This window comes from Microcoleus sp. ARI1-B5 (assembly GCF_036705795.1).
Lineage (GTDB): Bacteria > Cyanobacteriota > Cyanobacteriia > Cyanobacteriales > Microcoleaceae > Microcoleus.
This window is the reverse complement of the sequence record NZ_JAUBVK010000040.1, coordinates 37,685-57,474: the sequence shown is the minus strand read 5'-3', so window position 1 is coordinate 57,474 and position 19,790 is coordinate 37,685. Positions and strand designations below refer to the sequence as shown.

The window sequence follows — 19,790 nt, the reverse complement described above, 5'->3', positions numbered from 1 at the left end:
CGCTGCTGTGACAACAGGCGTGACAACAGGTGCAGGTGTCGGCGCTGCTGTGACAACAGGCGTGACAACAGGTGCAGGTGTCGGCGCTGCTGTGACAACAGGCGTGACAACAGGTGCAGGTGTCGGCGCTGCTGTGACAACAGGCGTGACAACAGGTGCAGCCGTCGCTTCAGGTGTCGGCGTTGCTGTGACAACAGGCGTGACAACAGGTGCAGGTGTCGGTGCTGCTGTGACAACAGGTGCAGGTGTCGGTGCAGGTGTCGGCGTTGCTGTGACAACAGGTGCAGGTGTCGGTGCAGGTGTCGGCGCTGCTGTGACAACAGGTGCAGCCGTCGGTGCAGGTGTCGCCGTCGGTGCAATATCGACTGTAAATGTTCCCAAATTGCCAGCTACACCAAAATTACCAACAGTGTCGCTGACCTGCTGAGGTTGTAGCTGTACTGTGTAAGTGCCATTATCTGCGGTATCCCAGGTGCCGTCGGGGGGAACGAACGAGTAGCTGGCTGTGCGGGGAGTGCCGTTACCTACGGGTGTAAAACTTACCAGAGTTGCCTGTTGGGTTTTGCCATCCGGGCCAGTGACCAAGATATTCTTACTATCTAAGGTACTGACATTAAGGGCTGTATTATCGGTATAGGTGACAGTGAAGTTGTAAGTATTTCCACCTGCTGCGTTGATGTTACTTAAGCTGGTAGCGGCGGTGGGCGCAGTGAAGTCGGCACTCCAGATATCGCTAGCATTTGTGTTGAGAGCGTTGCCGGCTTGGTCTGCAATACCAGAACCAGCAGCAGTCAGAGACAGTTGGTAATTGCCGTCGCCACCGGTCAATCCCGTCAAGTTGTCTAAAGTCCAATTAGTATTGTCGCTGCTGTTTAGGGTAGCACCTGTGAGAGGAACAACTACTCCATTGTTAGTGAGAGTGAGATCGGCTGTATTAAAGTTAGTTACAGGTTCGCTGAAAGTAATGGGAATTGTGGTAACACTGCTGTTGCGCGGATCGGGAGCCACTGGGGCAAAGCTGACTGTGGGGGGAGTTTTATCAATAGTATAAGTTGGCCCCATAAAGTTGCCGTTGCCTTGACCTACGTCACCTAAGGGTACAAGTAGGGAATTGTTAATCGAGTCATTATCGACGAGATTTAATCCGACGGTGCCAGATCCTTTGCCAGTGTTAACACTCACATTGTAGGTTTGACCGCTACCTGTAACTGCTGCGATACTTGCACCGGTTACTGCGGTCGAGTTCAGGGTAAAGTCTGCGATATCTACTCCGGTAACACTTTGATTAAAAGTGACGGTGTAGTTGACAGTATCTGCCTTAGCGGGGTTGGCGTCAGCAAGCTGAATGCCATCAACGGTCGGGGTGTTGCCTGTAAAACTCATAATTTTTGTTAGGTGTTTTACCGCTTACTTTATCACGGTTAACGCTGTTTGAAAAAAGGACTGGCACGACCTCATTTTTGCGCTCCCCACAATTAAAAAAATAGGTTGAGTATTGCGCTGCCATTGTTTAGTTGAATTCTCAGCCATCTGAGGTTAAATTATCAGTCACATTGGGCGTTTCACAAGTTAAATATCCTTATTTACGGCTCAAAATGAGGGAATGCGAGCATTATTATTGAGCCGTAAGTCAATATGTCCAGAGGCTTTGCCGATCGCACTCCCGCAAACTAATTGCGATCGCACCCCAATAAAATTTATCGGTACATCGAGACAATTTCTCAGTATCTGGGAGAATTCTGAGAATATAGTGATATCCCTCTAGTTCAGTCAGGTAAAAATGAGTATTACACCCAATTTCAGATGGTTTTCGTCAGTGGCGAGTGTTTGTAGCGCGATCGCGATCGGTACTTTGAGCGGCGTGACATCCCCTGCAAAAGCTGCAGAAACGGTTGTTGTCCGCAAAGGTATTTTAGAATCATCAATCTCGGTTGCAGATTTGCGCGAACTCGCAAAAACCGGAAAAGTCCCCGCCAAACTGCAAGCTTACGCCAATCTGCTGTCTGACGCACAGCGCAGTCAAATTTTGGGAGCGCTCAAAGCCAAAATTCCCCTCAATGTAGTCGGCTTGAGCAACTTGCTAAATACGCGCATCGGGACTGCGATCCTGACGGATTTGACTACAGTCATACCCAGGCGCGACGGTGCGGGTGTGGAAGCGCTGCGAGCGGCTCTGGTGCTGGGGGCGAACGCGCCTGAAGGCTTATCTGTATTGAGTTTCATTGAATCTTATCCGAGTTCGCGGGTAGTGGTGGATCTCGATCGAGCTTTCGCAGTTTTAAGCAATTTGAACGCAGGTTTTTGGCAAACTCAGAGGTTTATGGCGGCGATCGCACCTCAGTTAGCGGCGGTTAAACCCGCGTTTAACCAGCCTTTCGACCCCACACAGCCCGGGCCGAATTCGGTGCGGGTACTAAAGCTAGATTTGAACGACAGCGCCCGCAATCGACCTATTCCGGTTGATGTCTACTGGTCGAGAGCAGCGACGGCCGACAAACCGACGATCGTGTTTTCTCACGGTTTGGGATCGGTACGCACGGATTTGCGCTACTTAGCGGAGCATTTGGCGTCTTACGGCTATGTGGTAGCTGCTTTAGAACATCCCGGAAGCAACGAAACGAATACCAATGCTGCGATCGCGGGTAAGTCTAGGTTATTAGCCTCTCAAGAGTTTTTAGACCGTCCCAAAGATATCAGTTTTGTGCTCGACGAACTGGCCAAATTGAACCAAACTGATGATAACTTGCAGGGGAAAATTGCGATCGAGCGATCGATGATAATTGGCTATTCCTTCGGCGGCGCCACAGCCTTGTCCGTAGCCGGCGCCGAACTGCAATTGAGCGGGCTCAAACAGCGGTGTCAGGGCGATTTGATTGGGTTCAGCTTGGGCGAAGGGATTCAGTGCGCGGCGGCCGGATTGCCCGCAGAACGGTATCAATTGCGAGATGCCAGGATAAAAAGGGCGATCGTCATGAATCCCACAACATCATTACTATTCGGAGAAACAGGTTTAAGTGCAATTCAAATTCCCACATTAATAGTAGCATCTTCCGCCGACAAAACAACACCCGCCTTAGTCGAACAAATTGCCGGCTTCCCCAAAATTCCTGCTCCCAAATGGCTAGTCGGCTTTGTAGGAGGAACCCACTTAAGCGTCAAAGATCCGAGTACAACCTTAGACCAAATTAGCAGACCGAGCACAGTAATTACCGGCGATGAAGTTGTCGGCGACCAAGCCGTTAGCATACGCAATTATATTAAAGCTGTAAGTCTGGCAACGGCCGCTCAACTAACGGCAGAAGCTGACAAATATGCAGTATTTCTCACCCCAGAATACGCGCAATTTGCTTCGACAAATGCAATTCCGGTGCGGCTGGCAACAGAAATTTCCCCGGAAACTAATGCAGTCGTGCAAACTTTTATTCAGCAGAGTCATTAGTCATTAGTCATTAGTCATTAGTCATTAGTCATTAGTCATTCTGCTTGGAGGAGGAAGAAAGCTCTCAATCTTGTCCCCCCCCTCCCACCAGGGGGGTTAGGGGGGATCGGAATATGTGCATCCTCACCCAAAATAATGGTATTGGTAGTGAGGACTTTAGTCCTCTTCTTTCATCAGAGGACTAAAGTCCTCACTACCAACCTATTTTATAGTTGTAGTTCGAGCGGACACCATATTGCGACTTAGCAGCCTTTCCTGTTGTATGGGCGCCCGCTTCGCCCAGCGGTCTATTTTTCTTGAGCAGTTGGTGATATATTTTGTCCGTGTGAGGGCAAAATATACACAAGCACTTTCACCCACTCAACTCCCAAACTGCCATGCCTAAAAAAAATCTTATCCCGCTGTTGGTTCTGTTTATAATCCTGTTTACCATTTACGGTGACAGTTTAACTTTTCTCCCCAAACCTGTAAGAGATACCAGCTTGGCCAGTAGAAAGTTCTTCGTCGGGTTGTGGCCGTCATGGGTGAAGCCGAAAGAGGTAAATAAGCAAAGGGATAAGGAGATTGAGGACTTGCAAAAAAAACCCTAGTCCCCGTTGACAGTGGACAGTTGACAATTGACCGAAGAGAAATGGAAGTCGGAAGAAGAAGGAAGAACCAATTGACCGATTTTTGTCTGTTCGGTGGGTGTTGGGTTTATTTCTGCTGCTTGTCAGGTGCGTCGCTGCGAGATTCTCTGTCTTATTTAGAGATTTTCTTTCTTCGACACACCCTACGACTACTTTAGACAATTAGTATGAGATTGGCAATTTTAGATCTTAGATAGAACGAAAAATCTCAAATCTCAAATCTCAAATCTAAAATCGATTAACCCTGCTTTTTCAACCAGCTAAACATGGCGCGCAAATCTTTGCCGACTTCTTCAATCGGATGTTCTGCTTCCTGACGGCGCATCGAAGTAAAGCCCGGTTTGCCGGCTTGGTTTTCCAGAACGAATTCGCGCGCAAATTGGCCGGATTGAATTTCGCTCAGAATTTTACGCATTTCGGCGCGGGTGTCATCGGTGACGATGCGGGGGCCGCGAGTTAAATCGCCGTATTCTGCGGTATTGGAGATGCTGTCGCGCATTTTGGCGAGGCCTCCTTCTACTACTAAGTCAACGATAAGTTTAACTTCGTGCAAACATTCAAAATAAGCTAATTCCGGTTGATATCCAGCGTTAACTAAGGTTTCAAATCCAGCTTTAATTAAGGCGCTCAAACCGCCGCACAAAACTACTTGTTCGCCAAAAAGGTCGGTTTCTGTTTCTTCGCGGAAACTGGTTTCGAGGATGCCGGCTCTGGTGCCGCCGATACCTTTAGCATAGGCCATTGCCCGATCGCGCGCTTGGCCGGAAGCATCCTGATATACTGCAAACAAACTCGGAACACCTTCGCCTTGTTCGTAAGTCCGGCGCACCAAGTGTCCGGGGCCTTTGGGCGCTACCATTACTACGTCTACGTCGGCTGGGGGGACAACTTGGCCGAAGTGAATGTTAAAACCGTGAGCAAATGCTAAAACATTTCCTGCTGAAAGGTTAGGTTCGATTTGTTCTTTGTAAATAGTTTTTTGAACTTCATCGGGTAATAAAATCATGATGAAGTCAGCGGCAGCGGCTGCTTTGTCTACCGGGTGAACAGTTAAACCCGCGTCGGTTGCTTTGGCGGCAGATTTGCTACCGGGATACAAACCGACAATGACATTCATGCCGCTGTCTTTGAGGTTGAGGGCGTGGGCGTGTCCTTGGGAACCGTAGCCGATGATAGCAATCGTTTTGTTGGCTAAGAGGTCTAGGTTGGCGTCGGTGTCGTAATACATACGGGCCATAGTGCTTGTCTCCTGAGATGCAAATGGGGTAATTGACTGCAAAACTCTCATTTTATCAAAGTGGGGTGCTTTTTTTACGGAATTTTACAGATTAAGATTTTATTGGAGGAAAATAAAGGGCGATTCCCTACGGGATAGCTGCGCCGCGCGTACTGAATTTAGCAGGTTTTGCTGCAAGTCAAATATAATTGTCAATAGCGTGCTGTGCTGTTGGAAAAACGCAACTAACTAACTTTTTCAAAATGAAAATAAAAGCAATACATCATTTAGCGATTATTTGCTCGGATTACGAAGCATCGAAAAAGTTTTATGTAGAAGTATTGGGATGTTCCATTATCAAAGAAACTTTCCGAAGCGAGAGGAATTCTTACAAACTAGATTTGCAAGTCGGAAACGGCCGCGCGATGATTGAGCTTTTCTCATTCCCCCATCCTCCCAAAAGAGTTAACAATCCTGAAGCTTGCGGCTTGAGACATTTAGCTTTTGCAGTTGAGGACATAGAAGCATCAGTTGCTTACTTAAAATCCCAACAAGTAGAAGTAGAACAAATTCGCCTTGACGAGATTACAGAAAAACGGTTTACATTTTTCAGAGATCCCGATAATTTACCCTTAGAAATCTATGAAATTTAAGAGTCTCCAGATTTAGTAAAGTTGCTATTAAGTCAATCGGTGTGCAATGCACACCCGACAAACTGCATCATTCCCTCCCAATCTAAAATCTAAAATCTAAAATCTAAAATAGTCTAATGGACAGACTCATCAGAAATACAATCACGATCGGATTTCCGGCTTTAATCCTATTTATCGCCATCGGAGCTACGGGTAAAACAGGTGACGCCGCCGCTTGGTCGGGTTTGCTCAAAGTCAGCGCTTCTTTGAGTATGCCGATCAGTTTAGGTGTGTTGGTATTTTTAGGATTTATTGCCAATTATTTTAGTTATTTTGTGGTAGATAACTTGCTGGTGAGATTTTATCAAAAGCGGCGAGAGTTGGAACAGCCAGAACAACTGGTAATAGAAATTGATAAATTACCGATTACTAACGACCTCAAAATCAAGCTCAAATGGGCGGTGCTGCACAGCAGCACTCACAAAATCATTAGTTTGAAGCACGTAATTTTAAAATGGTTTATTATCGCAGCCACTGTAAATGCACTATTTTCACTTGCCGGTTATTTGGGGCAAATCAACATATTTCTTGAATTGAGTTCTCATTTTAAACTACAATATCTGCTAGTTGGTTTCTCGACTTTGATATTCTTCGCTCTGGCGCGCTCAAAAAAAATATGGTTGCTGGTGAGCGCATTTTGCATTATAATTAACTTGGCAGAAATTGTTCCTTGGTATTTTCCAGCGCCAGCATTGGCAGGATCGGCTCCCGGACAACATTTGCGGATTTTGCATTCAAATGTTTTAAGGAGCAATCGGCGATATGCTGAGGTGATATCGCTGGTGAAAGCAGAACAACCCGATATCGCGGTGTTTGTAGAAGTCAACACAGCTTGGGCTCGTGAGTTAGCGGTTTTAAGCGAGATATTTCCTTACTCTTCTCGGCAGCAAGAATCGGAGGCATTTGGCAGTGCTATTTACAGCAAGCTGCCTTTAAAAAATCCCTCGGTTAAAGCTTTTTCTAACAAAAGAAAGAGTCTGTTATCGGATGTTGAATTTCAAGGTAAAACTATTTCTTTGATTCTGGTTCATCCGACTGTGCCGGTCAAACAGCAGAGTTTTATCGATCGCAACCAACAGCTAGCAGGCATCGGCGAGTATGCAGCCCAAGTCAAAAATCCGCTGGTTGTGGTGGGGGATTTCAATACCACAATGTGGTCGCCGTTCTACAAAAATATGGTAAAAACGGGAAAACTGCGCAATGCGCGATCGGGCTTTGGGATTTTACCGACTTGGCCGACTTTTATGCCGCTGGCTTATATTCCGATCGATCATTTCCTAGTCAGCAAAGAAATTGGTGTTTTAAAGATTCATACAGGCCCAAACGTCGGTTCGGATCATTTGCCGTTAATTACAGATTTGGCCATTTGAAGCGAGAAGGGGATATGCGACCTTTAAATTATTGCTTCACAGTAAGTAGACGATCGGAAAAATGCGCCTAGCTACTTAATTTTTTACCGCTAGACTCCGCTGGTGCGATCGCAAATCCCAAATGTTTCGCACACCCTAGCATCTCAAAAACAACAAGATCAGTACCTCTTTGGAAAGATGCAATCGCCCTGTCTCCTCCCTAAGATGGTAAAAATTGAAAGTTTAGATTCCACAGATTTTCTGGTAGAGAGTTAAACAGGAGTTTCGAGGTTATGAACAGTTCGTTAACCCGGCCCTTGGCTGTCGTGACGGGTGCCTCTAACGGCATCGGTTACGAACTCGCCAAACAGTTCGCTCAACACAATTTCGATCTCCTAGTCACAGCCACCGGCCCGAGCATCAACGAAGCCGCTCAAGCCTTTGAAGGGCTGGGCGCGCAGGTGGAGACGGTGGAGGCAGATCTTGCTACCTACGAAGGTGTAGAGACTCTCTACAACAAGATTAAGGCGACTGGCCGATCGGTAGATGCGATCGCGATTAACGCAGGTGTCGGTGTCGGCGGCGACTTTGCCCGCGAAACCGACCTCAAGGACGAACTGAATCTCATCAACCTAAACGTCGTATCCTCGGTGCATCTTGCCAAACGGGTAGTGAAGGATATGGTCGATCGCGGCCAGGGACGGATTCTCTTCACTTCGTCGATTGCAGCCTTGATGCCGGGGACGTTTGAGGCAGTCTACGCAGCATCAAAGGCATTTATACACTCGTTCTCCGAGGCGCTGCGCAACGAGTTGAAAGACACGGGCGTCACCGTCACCGCGCTGATGCCGGGGCCCACCGATACCAACTTCTTCCACCGGGCCGGAATGGACGACACCAAGGTCGGCGCGGACAAGAAAGATGACCCGGCCCAAGTTGCCAAGCAGGGTTTTGAGGCTTTGATGGCAGGTAAAGACCACATTATTGCAGGTTCTCTCAAAACCAAGATTATGGGCACCGCCAGCAAAATTTTGCCTGATACTGTCAATGCCGAAGGGCACCGCCAACTTACTGAACCGGGTTCGGCTCACAAATAGATATTTCGTGCGATCGTCCTGGGGGAATGAGAGAGGACTAAAGTCCTTACTACGAACCTATTTGTTAGCTTGTGCGATCGTCCTGGGGAATGAGAGAGGACTAAAGTCCTTACTACGAACCTATTTCTTCGCTGGTGCGATCGTCCTCAAGTTTTTAAGAGGACTAAAGTCCTTACTACGAACCTATTTTGTGGCGGGTAGTTGAGAAGAGATCGGCTGACTGATTTGTAAATACAACAAGACAATCTTACAACTTAAGGAATTTATGACTGACCAAACTCCCATCAACGAACAAAGCAAACAAAACGATCTCGATCCAGCCCGTAAAGAAGCAGGCGAAAATCTGACCACAAATCAAGGTGTTGGTGTCACAAACACCAATGATTCCGTACACGCTGGTTCGCGCGGCCCGACTCTCCTAGAAGACTTTCACCTGCGCGAAAAAATGGCGCACTTCGATCGCGAACGCATTCCCGAACGAGTGGTTCACGCGCGCGGAACGGGGGCGCACGGCTATTTTCAACCCTATGAATCGCTGGCCGAATTAACTAAAGCAAAATTCCTGCAAGATCCAGCGGTAAAAACTCCCGTATTTGTGCGATTTTCGACCGTGACAGGGTTTCGCGGTTCTGCCGATACAGTACGCGACGTGCGCGGCTTTTCCGTTAAGTTCTATACCGAAGAAGGTAACTATGACTTAGTAGGAAATAATATTCCGGTCTTCTTTATTCAAGACGGAATTAAGTTTCCCGATTTGGTTCATGCGATCAAGCCGGAACCGCACAATGAAATGCCCCAAGCTGCGGCCGCCCACGACAACTTTTGGGATTTTATTTCATTGATGCCAGAGTCGATGCACATGATTATGTGGGTACTGAGCGATCGCGCTGTACCGAGAAGCTTCCGCATGATGGAAGGCTTTGGCGTGCATACCTTCCGCTTTGTCAACGAGACCGGCAAATCTCGCTTTGTCAAGTTCCACTGGAAGCCGCTTTTGGGCGTGCATTCCCTGGTGTGGGATGAAGCACAAAAACTCGCCGGCAAAGATCCAGACTTTACTCGCCGCGATTTGTGGGATGCGATCGAAATGGGCGATTACCCAGAGTTTGAATTGGGCGTGCAGATTGTTGAGGAAGAAGACGAATTTAAATTCGACTTTGACTTGCTAGATGCTACTAAGCTGATTCCAGAAGAACTTGTTCCTGTTCGGGCGATCGGCAAAATGGTACTCAATCGCAATCCCGACAACTTCTTCGCAGAAACCGAGCAAGTTGCCTTCCAACCGAGCAACGTTGTTTCTGGTATTGACTTTACCAACGATCCGCTGTTGCAGAGCCGATTGTTTTCCTATCCCGACACGCAAATGCACCGTTTGGGAAGTGCAAACTTTACGGAATTGCCGATCAACCGTCCCGTGTGTCCGGTGCACAACAATCAGCGCGACGGCTTCATGCAATCGAACATCTACACCTCGAAAGTGAACTATTCTCCCAACTCATTGGGCGGCGGTTGTCCGATGATGTCGCCGGAAACAATGGGTGGATTCGTGCACTATGCAGAACGAGTGGAAGGCCACAAAATTCGCGAACGAAGCAACAGTTTTCAAGATTATTTCAGTCAAGCAACGCTGTTTCTCAACAGTATGTCTGAAATAGAAAGAGAGCATATTGTGAAAGCTGCTCACTTTGAATTAGGAAAAGTTCAAAGTAAGGAAGTGAAAGAGCGAGTTCTGGGATTGTTCAACCACATCGATCACGAATTTGCCAAGCAAGTTGCAGCCGGATTGGGATTACCGGAACCGGAAAAAGAAGTGATTCCCAATCACGGGAAAAGTTCAGCGGCACTCAGCATCGAAAAGATGCCGAAGAACTCGATTAAATCCCGTCAAGTCGCAATTTTAGCAGCCGATGGCGTTAATGGCGACGAGTTGATGGCGGTCAAGGAAGCGCTAGCCGCATCTGGTGCCCGCGCCAAAATTGTCTCGAAGCACGGCGGCAAAGTTAAGACGGCCAACGGTCAAGAAATTGATGCAGAAATGACATTTTTGACTGGTGCTTCGGTGATGTTTGATGCGATTTACGTTCCCGGCGGCAAGCAAAGCATTAACACTTTGAAACAAGAAGGAACTGCGGTTAATTTTGTCACTGAAGCGTTTAAGCACTGCAAGGCGATCGCTGCTTCGGGTGAAGGGATCGAGCTGTTCGAGGGTGCAAATTTAAAGGGAGTTAATCTCTCGGTAAATGGCAAGGTGGCAGCCGATCGAGGCGTGGTGATTTGTCCTAGCGGTGGCGATTTAGCGCAGTTTTCTCAGGCTTTCATCGATGCGATTATGCAGCACCGTCACTGGATGCGCACTGAGAAGGAAATGGTTCCGGCGTAAGGAATCATTTCCTAAGCGAACGACCATAATTAATAAGATTGGTTCGCTGGTTCGGAATGCAAGTCCTTTGATTGAGGCGGACTAAAGTCCTCACTACGAACCTTCTTGATTATGGTAATTGACGGGACATAAGATAAAAAACCGGGTTTTTTGTATTGATCGGTAGCTAATTTATTGCAGCAAATTTATGCAAATTCATCATCTAAATTGCGGCTGTATGTGCCCGATTGGCGGGGCGCTGTTCGATGGCTTCAGTCGCGGCTTGACGGCTCACCTCGTTTGTCACTGTCTGCTGGTTGAAACGAATCAAGGGCTGGTTCTGATTGATACAGGCTTTGGACTGCGGGATATTGAGTCGCCTTACTCCCGCCTCAGCCCGTTTTTTGTGCACTTTAATAATATCCAGTTCGATCGCAAGTACACGGCGATCGCTCAAATCGAGCAGCTCGGATTTTCGGCCAGCGACGTGCGCCATATTGTGCTCACCCACCTCGATTTCGACCATGCCGGCGGTTTGGAGGACTTCCCTGAAGCAACGGTACACGTGATGCAGGCAGAAATCGATGCCGCGCGCGATCGCCACGGTTTCATCACCAGACGGCGCTACCGCCCGGGACAGTGGGATGAAGTCAAACACTGGAAATACTATGCGGCGGGCGGCGAACCTTGGTTCGGTTTTGCAGCAGTCCGCGACCTCGACGGGTTGCCGCCGGAGATTCTGCTGATTCCGCTGGTCGGTCACACGCGGGGTCATGCGGGTGTCGCCATTAATACACCGGAGGGCTGGTTGCTGCACGCTGGGGATGCCTATTTCTACAGAGACGAGATGGGCTCCGAACAGCGGCGCTGCACCCCAGGCTTGCGCGCCTATCAGTGGATGATGGAGGTCGATCGCAAGGCGAGGCTGCTCAATCAAGACCGGCTGCGCTCATTGTCGATCGATCGCACTAAAGATGTGACTCTGTTTTGCAGTCACGATGCTGTGGAGTTGCAAGCCTTGGCTGCTAAGTCTAGCAGTTCTCAAAATCAGCAGCAATTGCATGAATCTTCGATCGAGAGGTCAACCGCAGATACAAGGCGGATAAACACAGATTAACGCAGATGCTTTTTTAGATAATTTACGCATGAATGCCAGAAGTTTATTTGAGAGAACTTTTGGTATTTGTTTCTCTAATCGTGCGATCGAGTCCTAATATTTTTAAACAAGGAGACATTATTTGTGGGTATCAGCAGGCGCGATTTATTAAAAGTAACTTCTGCTTCGGGTTTAGTTGCAGCAGGATTGGCAGCTTCTGAAGGATTTTTGAAACCGGTGTTAGCTGAAACTGAAGTTGCTCAAGCTCAGACTGCGAGCGGCTCCATGAGTTACAGGACATTGGGACGCACGGGAGAGCGAGTGTCTGCAATTGGCTTGGGCGGACACCATATCGGGCGGCTTCGAGAGGAGCAAGAAAGTATTAAGCTGATTCGCAGTGCGATCGACCGCGGCATCAATTTTATGGATAATTCTTGGGATTATCACAACGGCCGCAGCCACCGATGGATGGGCCAAGCGCTCAAAAACGGCTACCGGGAAAAGGTTTTTCTGATGACGAAACTCGACGGCCGCACCAAGGGATCTGCGATGATGCAGATTGACGAGTCGCTGAAGGCATTGCAGACGGATCGCATCGATTTGATGCAGCATCACGAAGTGATTCGGATGGAAGATCCCGATCGCATTTTTGCCCCGGGCGGAGCAATGGAAGCTGTGCTGGAAGCCCAGAAGGCCGGCAAGATTCGCTACATTGGGTTTACTGGACACAAAGATCCTTTGGTACACCTGCGAATGCTGGAACTTGCCGCTCAAAACAATTTCCGTTTCGACGCGGTACAGATGCCGCTCAACGTGATGGACGGCCATTTCAGAAGTTTTGAGAAACAAGTGCTGCCGGTGCTGGTGCAGAACCAAATAGGCGTCTTGGGGATGAAATCTATGGGGGATTCCTACGTTCTCAGAAGCAATACTGTTACGCCGATCGAATGTTTGCACTATGCGATGAATCTGCCGACTTCAGTTGTGATTACTGGCATTGATACCATGCAGCTATTGGATCAAGCCTTTGAGGCCGCCCGCACGTTTAAGCCGATGGATGCGGCACAAGTGGCGGCGATGCTCGATCGCACTCGCTCTGCGGCGGCAAAAGGTCAATACGAATTGTATAAAACTACGAACCAATTTGACAGTACCGCCATGAACCCATCGTGGCTGGGATAAGCGCCTAATATCATTCCCGCTCGAACCACGCTACTAAATAGGTTTGATCGTTGAAACTGAGCGTCCGCATCTATGAAGGACTTAAGTCCGCACGTGCGTTCCGTTTTTTTATGGTAATCGACCGGACATGATATCAATTCCCAAGCACATCTAGACTGCAATTAAATTTACACACAAGCACAATCTGCCTTGGGGCGAAAAAGCGATGACTGTTTACATCGGCACTTCAGGTTGGAGTTACGAACACTGGGAAGGTGTACTTTATCCCCACCACCTAGCGTCACACTCCCGGCTCGACTACTATATCCAGCAATATAAAACAGTCGAAGTTAACAGCACCTACTATCGCTGGCCACAAGAGGCTGCCTTCACTAACTGGCGGCAGCGCCTCCCCCAAGGATTTCTCATGACTGTAAAAGCGCCGCGCGGTTTAACGCACTCCAAGCGTCTTTACTCGCCGGAGAAATGGCTGGCACGGATCGGGGAGGGAGTCAAATGCTTGGGCGATCGGCTCGGTATTCTGCTCGTCCAGCTTTCTCCCCAGTTCGCCTGCGACTGTGCGCGCCTAACGTACTTTCTAGAACAGGTGCCGCCCTGGCTCAAAGTAGCTGTCGAATTCCGGCACCCAAGCTGGCACGTAGAAGAGGTATTTTCGCTGCTGGAACGCGAAGGAGCCGCCTACTGCGTGATGAGCGGGGCGCACCTCCCCTGCATCCTTCGCGCAACGGCGTCCTTCGTGTATGTACGCCTCCACGGCCCTGACACCAACTACCTCTACGGCGGCTCCTACTCGGATGACGATTTGCATTGGTGGGCCGATCGCATCTGGGAGTGGGAAACCAGCGGGCGAAGCGTGTTCGTCTACTTCAACAACGACGGAGCCGGAAACGCTGTTCGGAACGCTTCTAGGCTAAAAACCTTTGTCGAGAACGGTACTTAATAACAGCCTCTGATTGAAAGCGTCCCCATTCTTTTAGGCGCATTAAAAAATGTTTGGCAGTTTCCTGAAGCTGAAGCCTGTTCGCCTCCCGTCTTTTTGGTTGGTTCAATTCTTTGTATTTAGCAAAAACTAGCTTGTAAGCCGTTGGATAGTCATTTCCTCCTCACGGGGAATTGAGAGCGAAAAATTAATTAATACATCTCGCGACTGATGCTTGGCTTTCGAGGAAGCTGGTATGTTTTGCCTCAAGTAATGCGTCCGCGGGCCGAACGTTATACCATTTGAGATTTCTGAGTTGCAATTTCCGATTGGGAATGATATTAGGTACTCCGAGAACAACCACAATAAAATTGGTTCGCTCGTTCGGAATGCGAGTCCTCTCTTTGATGCGGACTAAAGCCGTCACTACAAACCGTTTTTAGGGAGGGCAATTGACCGGAAAAAATATCAAAGATTGATGCAATTCAAGTCTATTTTATTTGGCAAAAACCAGCAAGAGGAGCTCATGAAAACAAGAAAACTCGGCAATCAAGGACTCACTGTTTCAGAACTGGGACTCGGCTGTATGGGGATGTCCGAATTCTATGGCAATACTGATGATGCTGAATCGATCGCCACTATTGAACGCGCGATGGATCTCGGTATCAACTTCCTCGATACCGCAGATATGTATGGAGTGGGGCGCAACGAAGAACTCGTGGGTAAAGTCATTCGCGATCGGCGCGATCGAGTGATTTTAGCAACCAAATTTGGCAACGTGCGATCGCCAAGCGGTGAATTCCTGCGCATTGATGGCAAACCAGAATACGTGCGGCAAGCCTGCGATGCTTCGCTCCAACGCTTGGGTATAGATACAATTGACCTGTATTACCAGCACCGCGTCGATCCAACTGTTCCCATTGAAGATACGATCGGCGCCATGGCAGAATTGGTAAAACAAGGCAAAGTGCGCTATCTCGGACTTTCCGAAGCGGCTCCCGAAACAATCCGCCGCGCCCACGCCGTTCATCCCATTACTGCATTGCAAACCGAATATTCGCTGTGGAGCCGCGATCCAGAAGAGAGTATCTTACCCACGCTGCGCGAGTTGGGCATCGGCTTTGTCCCCTACAGCCCCTTGGGGCGAGGATTTCTCTCGGGCGTCATTACCAAGCCTGAAGACTTAGCGCCCGACGATTACCGCAGCCGCTCCCCCCGCTTTCAGGGCGAGAATTTCCACAAGAATTTGCAACTTGTCGCACAAGTCAAAGCGATCGCGACTGAAAAAGGCGTTACTCCCAGCCAACTGGCGCTAGCATGGCTTTTGGCTCAGGGCCAAGACGTGGTGCCGATTCCCGGGACAAAAAAACGCCAGTATTTGGTAGAAAACGCAGCCGCGGCCGACATCACGCTGACTCCAGAAGACTTGCAGCGAATTGAGGCCGTCGCGCCCAAAGGTATTGCTGCGGGCGATCGATATCAACCTCAGCAAATGGCAGCCTTGAATCGCTAAGAGGTTTGTCGTGGTAAGACTGTAAAACTATCAGCAACCCTAACGCAGAAAGCTATAGGGAACTCTGAAATTGCAAGCGATCGACCTGCTCGATCGCTTTCTCGACGAATAACGCCATTTTAAACAACTCGATCTTCAAGATATCTATCTCAAGGAAGTGGACTTGCGGAACATCAACCGCACACACTCTGTTCTATCCAGACTTGATTCGATTTGCTAAAAAATGCAGCGATTTGCATGAAATATCACCATGATATCATGTCCGACCGATCGCATATGATAAAGGAGTAGTAACGCGGTCAAAGCGATGCGAACCAGAATTACCCTAGCAAATCACCTGAGTGTAGAAGAGTTAGAACAGTGTTACCGTCAAGCAAAAGTTGGGTTCGAAAGTCGCCAGTTCCACGTTCTCTGGTTACTAGCACAAGGGAAAAAAACTGAGGAGGTCAGCTCAATTACGGGCTATAGTCGGAACTGGATCTACTGTGTAGTCAGGCGTTACAACTCTTTAGGAATAGCAGGGGTAGGAGATCGGCGAAGAGGTAACTATGGAACTAACAGCATATTGGATGATCTTGAACTTGCCGAACTATGGCAAGCCTTGCAAGGGGAGGCTCCTGATGGAGGGTTGTGGAATGGCACAAAAGTAGCAGATTGTCTGAGTAAGTGGAAAGGGGAACCAGTACATCGACAACGAGGGTGGGAAATTTTAAAGCAAATGACGTTCCGATTGCGGGTACCTCGCCCAGCACACACTAAAGCTGATCCACAAGAGCAAGATGCCTGGAAAAAAAACTAGCTAGCGAGGTTGAACAAATACAGGCGGACTATCCAGATGTGACTATCGAGCTCTGGTGTGAAGATGAACATCGAGTTGGATTAAAGCCAATTTTAAAACGAGTCTATGTACCTGAAGGGGAAAACCCAATTGCACAGGTAAATTGGCGGTTTAAATGGCTGTGGTTATACGCCCAAAGTTCATCCGCAATCAGGTGAAACAAAAAGAGTGGATTGTACCTTACGTGAATATTGACGTATTTACTACAGTATTGGCAGACTTTGCCAAAGAATTTGGAATTGGTAGAGAGAAACGAGTGTTATTGGTGCTCGATCGCGCTCTCGTGGCATATGAGTCAGAAAGTAGTTATTCCAGAAGGGATTCATTTGTTGCCCTTACCGTCACATTCTCCTGAACTTCAACCAGCAGAAAGGTTATGGACCCTCACAGATCAACCTCTAGCTAATCGCACATTTTCTAATCTTGATGAACTCGAAGAAGTTCTGTTTTTAAGATGTAAAAGGCTGACGGGGTGACAACAAGAGTCAGAACACTGATATAATCAAGGACATAGCCCTCATACCCCTCTGAAAAAATGGTAGTTTGTTTCGCCTGATTCTCATTAATGAGCGTAATAATGTCTTGACTTGCATTCCATACCGATTATCCAACATTGACCATATAATCCTATCCAAAAACTACTATGGCGACGTATTGAGCGCCCGTATTCAGTTAACCTGCCCACCTATTTCTGCACTCCCATCGTCTTGATTTTTTGACCTTGAATCACAGCACAACTGTAGGCAATCGCTATCAATAATATCAAACTGTTTAAGCGCTGATTATTAGCATGGCTTTTTTCTAGATTATAACCGCCTGTTTTACAATCTTTAAACATTGCCTCAATCCCGCTGCGACATTTAAAAGTATCAATTGACTGCTTGAAACTGCCGACATTAGTCAAAAGATACCAACGCAACATCTGCCTGTTTTCCTCTATATTTACGTCGCCAATAACCAGCAATATCAAAAGTCCCAAATCCTTTTTGTTTGGTAAACTTTACATCTGACAAATAAAAGCTTGTTCCTGGCAGTAAACCCTTGTCAGACAACAGGATATAATCCGAGTTTTCTTCTTGAATATATCGCCCTTGTTTGACTCTAAGAATAAACTTCACTTGCTTGTGACAGAGCCAGGATGCCAACTTGACACTACCAAATTCCCGATCGCCCAACACGATCACTTCATAATCTGACAGTAACTCTAAAACAGGAGTAATTAAAGCTTGTTGTTCGCAGATATTACTACATCCTCTCTTGTCTAGTAGTCGCCAGTATAAGGGGATGCTTCGTTTTTCCCGTTCCCTGGCTGAGCATAAATACGTTGTGCGATCGCCATAGAGTGCGATCTATAGCAAGCTTTAAAGGTTTCGATTTCTTAAATTTGGCTTTTAAGATTTCTTTGACAAGCGGAAACCACAGACTTTCGGTAGTTGAGGCAGTCTAATTTGAGAAATATGAGCAGGCTACGCCTCCGGCTCTCAAATTGAATTGGATAGGGCCAGAAAGAAGCGAGCAATTCAATACTGACTTGTCTGTGCCTGGAGCAACAAATATACCAGAATTTTGAGCGTCAGGTATTCTGCCGGTTTGAGTTGTTTTTCTAGATGGTTCTGGTAAAATTGAGGAAACATAATTAACAGATGGGGCCACTTAATAATTTCGACCCCATCTTTTGAGAGCTCAAGTTGGGTAAATCCGCCACGGGTGCGGGTTTTAACGGGGTTGTCACCCCGTCAGTGTAAAAGGTTGAGCGAGCAACGACAGCTAATTCAAGGGCTAACCAATTTTCATTGGTGGGTTCAGATTCCGGTCTAATCACAAGCGATCGCTCGGACTTGATATGAATGCTAACTATCAACATAAATATGCTTTAGTCACGGGCGGCAATAAAGGCATTGGCTTTGCCATTTGCCAGGGCTTGCTTGCGATCGGCGGTCGAGCGTCGGAGACAATACTGAGTAAAAATACTCGCAAATATGTGTCGCCAAGCATCACCCAGTTGGGAATTCCCGAAAATAGAGGAAAGGCGTGTGAGTTAAATCTGATTCTGGAAAAAATGCGATCGGTAACAGGATTAATCACACAGATGCGTTAATTACGATCGCTTGTTCGATAAATTTCTGTACCGAGAGTCACACAATAGAGATGATGTCGCTAATTATCATCCTAAACTTTTAATTAGCCGCACCCCTAAATCGGGTAAAGTCGGCACGATCGAGATAAAACTGTCAATCCCAATTCTCAAAAAATTCACTTCAGTTAAAGAAGCGATCGCACTTCCTGTAGCTTTCACCTTAATTAAAGTATTATTATTGTCCTGAACTATCTCTAACTGTTCAAAAATTAATCCTCCCGACAACAGTAACATATCCTGACTGGGCGTAAAGTCGGCAATCCTATCAAAGCCTTGCTCATTTCCTAGCACAAATGTATCATCTCCTTGAGAACCAATTAAACTATCATTCCCTAAATCACCCGATAATAGATCGTTCCCGCTGCCACCAATGAGAGTATCATTTTCTTTGCCTCCATAAATAGTATCATTGCCTTCACCACTATCGAGCAGGTCATTATTCTCATCACCTCTCAGGTAATCATCGCCAATATCGCCGCAGAGGGTATCATCTCCTAAATTTCCCAACAGAGAATCATTTTCTTGGTTTCCCATAATTAAATCATTATTTTTGCCTCCAAACAGAAGATCGTTGCCTTTACCGCCATAAATTAAATCATCATCTTGATTGCCATTGATATTGTCATTGTCTTCCCGACCGTTAACCGAATCGCTGCCGAAGTTCCCGAAAATTATATCTTCACCTTCGTTGCCAATCAAAATGTCATTATCTTTGCCACCAAATAGGAGATCGTCTCCTTTGCCGCCGTCAATAAAATCAGAATTTTCATTGCCGTTAAAAATGTCTTGGCTGTCACCACCTATTAGGTTGTCGTTTCCGGCTTTTGCATAAAAAATATTGCGGGTGTTGCTGCCATAATAATTATCATTTTTGGAAATTCCAATTAAAATACCAGGACTGGCATTGATAATATTGTTGGCATCATTTGGTCGATTAAGATCGGGGTGCAAGATATTTTTGCAAATACAATCGTTGTTGGGAATGCGATCGCGTTGAGTTGGCGAAGGGGAAGGAGTTAGCGTTGGTGTAGCAGTAGGAATCGGTGCAGGCGTGGGTGCAGGAGTTAGCGTCGGTGCAGGAGTTAGCGTCGGTGCAGGAGTTAGCGTCGGAGTTAGCGTCGGTGCAGGAGTAGGAATTGGTGTAGGAATCGGTGCAGGAGTAGGAATTGGTGCAGGTGTAGGAATCGCTGCAGGTGTAGGAATTGGTGCGGGAACTGGCGTAGGAATTGGTGCGGGAACTGGAGTAGGAATTGGTGCGGGAACTGGCGTAGGACTTAGGGTGGGTGTAGGAATCGGTGCAGGTGTAGGAATTGGTGCAGGCGTA

13 protein-coding genes and 2 pseudogenes are annotated in these 19,790 nt (G+C 47.5%); 11 read left to right on the top strand and 4 right to left on the bottom strand.

Annotated features, from left to right (window positions below; all coding sequences use genetic code 11):
- A pseudogene (locus QUB63_RS31770) lies at positions 1-1,383 on the bottom strand (DUF4347 domain-containing protein); the annotation flags it as partial.
- A gap of 397 nt (positions 1,384-1,780) precedes the next feature.
- Between QUB63_RS31770 and QUB63_RS31765 the strand changes: the two are divergent.
- A complete protein-coding gene (locus tag QUB63_RS31765; protein ID WP_332949364.1) occupies positions 1,781-3,439 on the top strand; it encodes an alpha/beta hydrolase in 1,659 nt (552 codons plus the stop codon).
- Positions 3,440-4,306: 867 nt separating this feature from the next.
- Here the strand turns inward: QUB63_RS31765 and ilvC are convergent.
- Positions 4,307-5,305, bottom strand: a complete 999-nt coding sequence (gene ilvC / locus QUB63_RS31760; protein ID WP_332949363.1) for a ketol-acid reductoisomerase — start codon at positions 5,303-5,305, stop codon at positions 4,307-4,309.
- A gap of 242 nt (positions 5,306-5,547) precedes the next feature.
- Between ilvC and gloA2 the strand changes: the two genes are divergently transcribed.
- From gloA2 to QUB63_RS31715, 9 genes and pseudogenes are all read left to right on the top strand, one after another.
- Positions 5,548-5,937 carry an SMU1112c/YaeR family gloxylase I-like metalloprotein gene (gene gloA2 / locus QUB63_RS31755; RefSeq protein WP_332949362.1) on the top strand — a complete coding sequence of 130 codons (390 nt, stop codon included), beginning with the start codon at positions 5,548-5,550 and terminating at the stop codon, positions 5,935-5,937.
- A gap of 116 nt (positions 5,938-6,053) precedes the next feature.
- A complete protein-coding gene (locus QUB63_RS31750) occupies positions 6,054-7,346 on the top strand; it encodes an endonuclease/exonuclease/phosphatase family protein (protein WP_332949361.1) in 1,293 nt (430 codons plus the stop codon).
- Positions 7,347-7,618: 272 nt separating this feature from the next.
- On the top strand, positions 7,619-8,422 hold the full coding sequence (locus QUB63_RS31745; RefSeq protein WP_332949360.1) for an SDR family NAD(P)-dependent oxidoreductase: 804 nt from the start codon (positions 7,619-7,621) through the stop codon (positions 8,420-8,422).
- A 265-nt stretch (positions 8,423-8,687) separates the two neighbouring features.
- A complete protein-coding gene (locus tag QUB63_RS31740) occupies positions 8,688-10,802 on the top strand; it encodes a catalase (RefSeq protein ID WP_332949359.1) in 2,115 nt (704 codons plus the stop codon).
- A 187-nt stretch (positions 10,803-10,989) separates the two neighbouring features.
- A complete protein-coding gene (locus QUB63_RS31735; protein ID WP_332949358.1) occupies positions 10,990-11,898 on the top strand; it encodes an MBL fold metallo-hydrolase in 909 nt (302 codons plus the stop codon).
- A gap of 123 nt (positions 11,899-12,021) precedes the next feature.
- On the top strand, positions 12,022-13,059 hold the full coding sequence (locus QUB63_RS31730) for an aldo/keto reductase (RefSeq protein ID WP_332949357.1): 1,038 nt from the start codon (positions 12,022-12,024) through the stop codon (positions 13,057-13,059).
- 205 nt (positions 13,060-13,264) lie between these two features.
- Positions 13,265-13,999, top strand: a complete 735-nt coding sequence (locus QUB63_RS31725; protein WP_332949356.1) for a DUF72 domain-containing protein — start codon at positions 13,265-13,267, stop codon at positions 13,997-13,999.
- Between the two features lie 505 nt (positions 14,000-14,504).
- On the top strand, positions 14,505-15,491 hold the full coding sequence (locus tag QUB63_RS31720; protein ID WP_332949354.1) for an aldo/keto reductase: 987 nt from the start codon (positions 14,505-14,507) through the stop codon (positions 15,489-15,491).
- A 307-nt stretch (positions 15,492-15,798) separates the two neighbouring features.
- Positions 15,799-16,805: pseudogene (locus tag QUB63_RS31715) on the top strand (IS630 family transposase).
- A gap of 209 nt (positions 16,806-17,014) precedes the next feature.
- Here the strand turns inward: QUB63_RS31715 and QUB63_RS31710 are convergent.
- Positions 17,015-17,251: a hypothetical protein gene (locus QUB63_RS31710; protein WP_332949353.1), complete on the bottom strand. Its 237-nt coding sequence runs from the start codon at positions 17,249-17,251 to the stop codon at positions 17,015-17,017.
- Between the two features lie 921 nt (positions 17,252-18,172).
- Between QUB63_RS31710 and QUB63_RS31705 the strand changes: the two genes are divergently transcribed.
- Positions 18,173-18,427 carry a hypothetical protein gene (locus QUB63_RS31705; protein WP_332949352.1) on the top strand — a complete coding sequence of 85 codons (255 nt, stop codon included), beginning with the start codon at positions 18,173-18,175 and terminating at the stop codon, positions 18,425-18,427.
- Positions 18,428-18,493: 66 nt separating this feature from the next.
- On the opposite strand, the gene QUB63_RS31700 is transcribed toward QUB63_RS31705, so the two are convergent.
- A partial coding sequence (locus tag QUB63_RS31700; protein ID WP_332949351.1) for a calcium-binding protein occupies positions 18,494-19,790 on the bottom strand: 1,297 nt, incomplete at its 5' end.